This is a genomic window from Flaviaesturariibacter aridisoli, from assembly GCF_004343705.1.
GTDB lineage: Bacteria > Bacteroidota > Bacteroidia > Chitinophagales > Chitinophagaceae > Flavisolibacter > Flavisolibacter aridisoli.
The window spans coordinates 1-4,143 of the sequence record NZ_SKFH01000069.1; the positions used below are offsets into that span (position 1 = coordinate 1).

Genomic DNA, 4,143 nt, shown 5'->3' on the forward strand with positions numbered 1-4,143 from the left:
CCAGGAAGCGCATAGGTTACTTGTTTACCGCGAAGAGTAGGCTGTCTTTGGGCTCGCCGCACTTCAGCATCCCGCCCTTATAGGTCGGGTGATGGAGGCCCATATAGGGATTGCGTACGGTGCTGCTGCTGTTGAGCCACACCCCTGGTTCGGTGTCATTGAAGGCCATGTTGCACTCGATCAGGTAGGTCGGGGCGGCATCGTAGCGGATCACGCGCAGCAGGTCGTACAGGTTCTGGGAGAGCGAATTGAAGCTGCGGCGGGCTTCAGTGAGGTTGGGAGCCGTCTGCATGGCCGTCAGGTCGCCGGCAAACATGTCTTTGTAGCTGATGGCGGTTTCATAGATGGCCGTGTCCTTGTGCAGCTCATCGTACGCCACGGATCCGAGGCTCGTTTGCAGCTTGGCCGCCTGTGTTTTTACCGCCGCACTGTCCCAGTTTACCAATTGCTCGCGCAGGGCATCGTAGTCGGCCATGGCTTTGCCCACCGACGTGTTAAAAGCCGCGCTGTACTTGCTCTGGGCCACGGGCTTCTGCTTTTCGGGCTCGGGGCCTGCCGGCTCTTCGGACTGGTGAAAGGCGACAAAATAAACCCCCAGGGCGGCTGCGGCCAGGGCGAGGATCCAGATGAATTTCCGCATGGGGGCAAAATTAGGCAAGTTTACAGTTGACCGTTTACAGTTTATGGTTTATAGTTGCCCAAACCGTGAAACCCTTCCCAAAGCCCGTTTAAGGCGCATCTCAACCCCATAAACTATAAACTATAAACTATCTTTGCGCTCTCCTAAAACTCTCCTTCTCTATGCTCGCAGGCTTTCAAAACGTGACTTTCGAATTCGGGGCGCGGACCATCGTGAAAGATGCCACCTGGCACATTCACCCGCAGGAACGCATTGGCCTGGTAGGCTACAACGGCACCGGCAAATCCACCCTGCTCAAGGTGCTGGTGGGCGAATACCAGCCCTCCAACGGTACCGTGGAGCGCGGGCGCAATACCAGCATCGGCTACCTTCACCAGGATCTCCTCTCCTTTGAGACGAGCGAGTCGATCCTCCAGGTGGCGCAGCATGCCTTCGACCGGGCCGTGGCCATCGGTAAGGAGCTCGACGAGCTGACGAAGAAGCTGGAGACCGAGCAGACCGACGAACTGCTGCACCTGTACAGCGACAAGCTGCACGAATTTGAAGAAGCCGGCGGGTACGAGATGGAATATAAGACGGGCGAAGTGCTCCAGGGCCTCGGCTTTTCCAACGCCGACCTGCAGCGTCCCTACCAGGAATTCTCCGGTGGCTGGCGGATGCGGGTGCTATTGGCCCGCATGATCCTGCAGCAGCCCGACCTGCTGCTGCTCGACGAACCGACGAACCACCTGGACCTTCCCTCGATCGAGTGGCTGGAAAAATACCTCCTCCACTATAAGGGCGCCGTGGTCATGGTGAGCCACGACCGCTTTTTCCTCAACCGCATGGTAAAGAAGATCGTGGAGCTGTACCAGCGCGAGCTGCATTTTTATACCGGCAACTACGAATACTACGAGCAGGAGAAAGAGCTGCGCATCGAGCAGCAGCAGCGTGCCTACGAAAACCAGCAGGATTATATCCGTCAGAACGAACGCCTGGTGGAACGCTTCCGTGCCAAAGCTTCGAAAGCAGCGATGGCCCAGAGCATCATGAAAAAACTCGACAAGCTGGATCGCATCGAAGACGTCGGCATCGAGCGCCCTGACCTGCGCATCAACTTCGCCATCGACAAGGTGCCGGGCAAAGTGCTGTGTGAGTTGAAGGGCGTCACCAAGAAGTTCCCGAGCCTGACCATCGTGGAAAATGCCAGCGCCGAGATCGAGCGGGGCGACAAGATCGCGCTGGTGGGTGCGAACGGTAAGGGCAAATCGACCCTCCTGCGCATCATTGCCGGGACCGAACCCATACAGGGCGAGCGCAAGTGGGGCCATAACGTGGACGAGGCTTTCTACGCGCAGCACCAGATGGAGGCGCTCAACGGAAACAATACACTCATCGACGAACTGAAAGACGCCGGCTCGAAAAAAACGGAGCAGGAACTACGGACACTGCTCGGATGCTTCCTCTTCAGCGGCGATGATGCCGATAAGAAAATCAAGGTGCTGAGCGGCGGCGAGAAGGCCCGCGTGGCACTGGCCAAGACGATCATTTCCAAAGCCAACTTCCTGCTGCTCGACGAACCGACGAACCACCTGGACATTCATTCCAACGAGCTGCTGATCGACGCGCTGAACCGCTATGAAGGCACCTATGTGCTGGTGAGCCACGACCGTTATTTTATTTCCAAGACGGCCAACAAGATCTGGGAGATCGTAGACCACGAGATCCGTGAATTCAAAGGAACGTACGACGAATGGTCGGAATGGAAAGAGCGGCGCGCACAGGCCGAGCGCGAGGCCTCCAAGGCGGCTTCCGCCAACACGGCGGTTGAAGCGACGCCCAAAGGCGGGAAGAAAGCCGAAGTGAAAAAAGAAGTTCCGAAGGCGGAGGAGCCCGTTCCGACCATTGCCAAGAAAGCGATCAACAAGGAACTGCAGAAAGAGCTGCAAAGACAGCAGCGCCTGTTTGGTCAGGTAGAGCACGACCTTGCCCGGCTAAACGAGCAAAAGGCGACACTGGAAGCTGCGCTGGCGGCACCGGATACGTATGCCAATCCCGACATGTTCAAAAAAACCGAGACCGACTACGCCGCTGTTCAGAAAAAGATCGGCGAGCTGAACAAGGAGTACGAGCAGCTCTTCGATAAGATCATCGAGCTGGAAGCGCAGCTCTAAACAGTTTGGAGTTTGTGGTTTGGCGTCTGGAGTTCGGCGATGCGCACCCGCCTGAGGAGGAACTTTGCCGGCTAACGATCAGCCACAAACGCCCTGCTCCCACCCGTTCCCGGTCGGGTATAATACTTGCAGTGACATTGCTTCATAAATCAACGCTATGAAGCAACTCTTTTTAAGCCTGGCGGTAGCCGGCACGCTGCTCAGCGGTGGCCTGGCCTCCTGCAAAGGCAAGGACAAAAAAAAGGTAGAGACGGAAACCACCTACCCGGGCCAGGAGACCACCACGAATCCGCCGGTGAACCAGCCGGTGACCATCTCCGCCGATGATTCGCTGCGGCAGCGGCTCCCGGCAGTGACGAAAGATTACCCGAACGTGCAGGCGACCGTCAGCAACGGCGAGGTAACGCTTACGGGCACGGTTGAGCGCGAACGTCTACCCCGCCTCATGCAGGCCGTACAGGCGATGAACCCGCGCAAGGTCAACAATCAGTTAACCATCAAATAAGCAGCTATGGCAGTACAGGAGAAATACGGGCGCCTTGTGCAGGCCGCTCAGCAGGCCGGCGTGCGCAACTTGGCAGTACGCGAGCAGAACAACGTTTTGTACATCGACGGGGAGGCGCCGAACGGGCAGGTAAAAGACCAGCTCTGGCAGATCTACAACGAGATCGATCCTGACTTCCGCGCCGGCGACCTCGTGCTCGACGTCAACGTGGGGGCGTCGGCTGCGGGCAGCCGTGCCAAGGTGACCACGCAGGAGTCGAACCTCAACATCCGCAAGGGCCCCGGCACCGACCAGCAGGTGGTGGGCAAGGCGGCGCACAATGATTACGTGACCCTCATCAGCAAGGCCAACGAACAGTGGTGGCTGGTGCGCACCAGCAACGGTGTGGAGGGTTATGCGTCGGCGCAGTACCTGTCGCCGGAGTAAGAAGTTTGTAGTGGGTGGTTTGTAGTTTGTAGTTCCGCAATGCGGCGTCCGATTCTTTTCGTTCGCCAGCCAACTACCAACTACAAGCCTCCAACTATTTTATTGCTTCTCCGCGGAATGCATCTTGATGAAATCCGACACGAGGTAGGCGATCAGCTTCCCGGTGGACTCATCTGTTCTTCCATTCGAAAGACGTACCGCCCCTTCGCAGATGTGGAGGTAGGCGCATTTGGCGTTGCCGGCGCAGAGGTTAATAAACTGGCGCGCATGTAACGGCAGCAGTCCCGATGGCGTAGCCGCACTCGTGAGGGCGCCCTGCACGGCGTCGAGGTCGACCTCGATGCCGCACCAGGTGTCGTCGGTAAACTCAATGGCGTGCGCAATGGCTTGCTGGAACGTGCGTTTGCCGTGGATAAAAA

The 4,143-nt window shown here is 57.7% G+C and carries 4 protein-coding genes and 1 pseudogene; 3 read left to right on the plus strand and 2 right to left on the minus strand.

The window, feature by feature from the left end:
- Window positions 1-16 precede the first annotated feature (16 nt).
- On the minus strand, window positions 17-640 hold the full coding sequence (locus E0486_RS18350) for a DUF3347 domain-containing protein (protein ID WP_131852543.1): 624 nt from the start codon (window positions 638-640) through the stop codon (window positions 17-19).
- Window positions 641-801: 161 nt separating this feature from the next.
- On the opposite strand from E0486_RS18350, the gene E0486_RS18355 reads away from it, so the two are divergent.
- The 3 genes from E0486_RS18355 to E0486_RS18365 all read left to right on the plus strand — a co-directional run bounded on the left by E0486_RS18355 (window position 802) and on the right by E0486_RS18365 (window position 3,724).
- A complete protein-coding gene (locus tag E0486_RS18355; protein WP_131854495.1) occupies window positions 802-2,793 on the plus strand; it encodes an ABC-F family ATP-binding cassette domain-containing protein in 1,992 nt (663 codons plus the stop codon).
- Window positions 2,794-2,950: 157 nt separating this feature from the next.
- Window positions 2,951-3,298 carry a BON domain-containing protein gene (locus E0486_RS18360; protein WP_131854497.1) on the plus strand — a complete coding sequence of 116 codons (348 nt, stop codon included), beginning with the start codon at window positions 2,951-2,953 and terminating at the stop codon, window positions 3,296-3,298.
- 6 nt (window positions 3,299-3,304) lie between these two features.
- Entirely contained in the window at window positions 3,305-3,724 is a 420-nt protein-coding gene (locus E0486_RS18365; protein WP_131853097.1) for an SH3 domain-containing protein, read from the plus strand.
- A 99-nt stretch (window positions 3,725-3,823) separates the two neighbouring features.
- Here the strand turns inward: E0486_RS18365 and E0486_RS19030 are convergent.
- A pseudogene (locus tag E0486_RS19030) lies at window positions 3,824-4,143 on the minus strand (formimidoylglutamase); the annotation flags it as partial.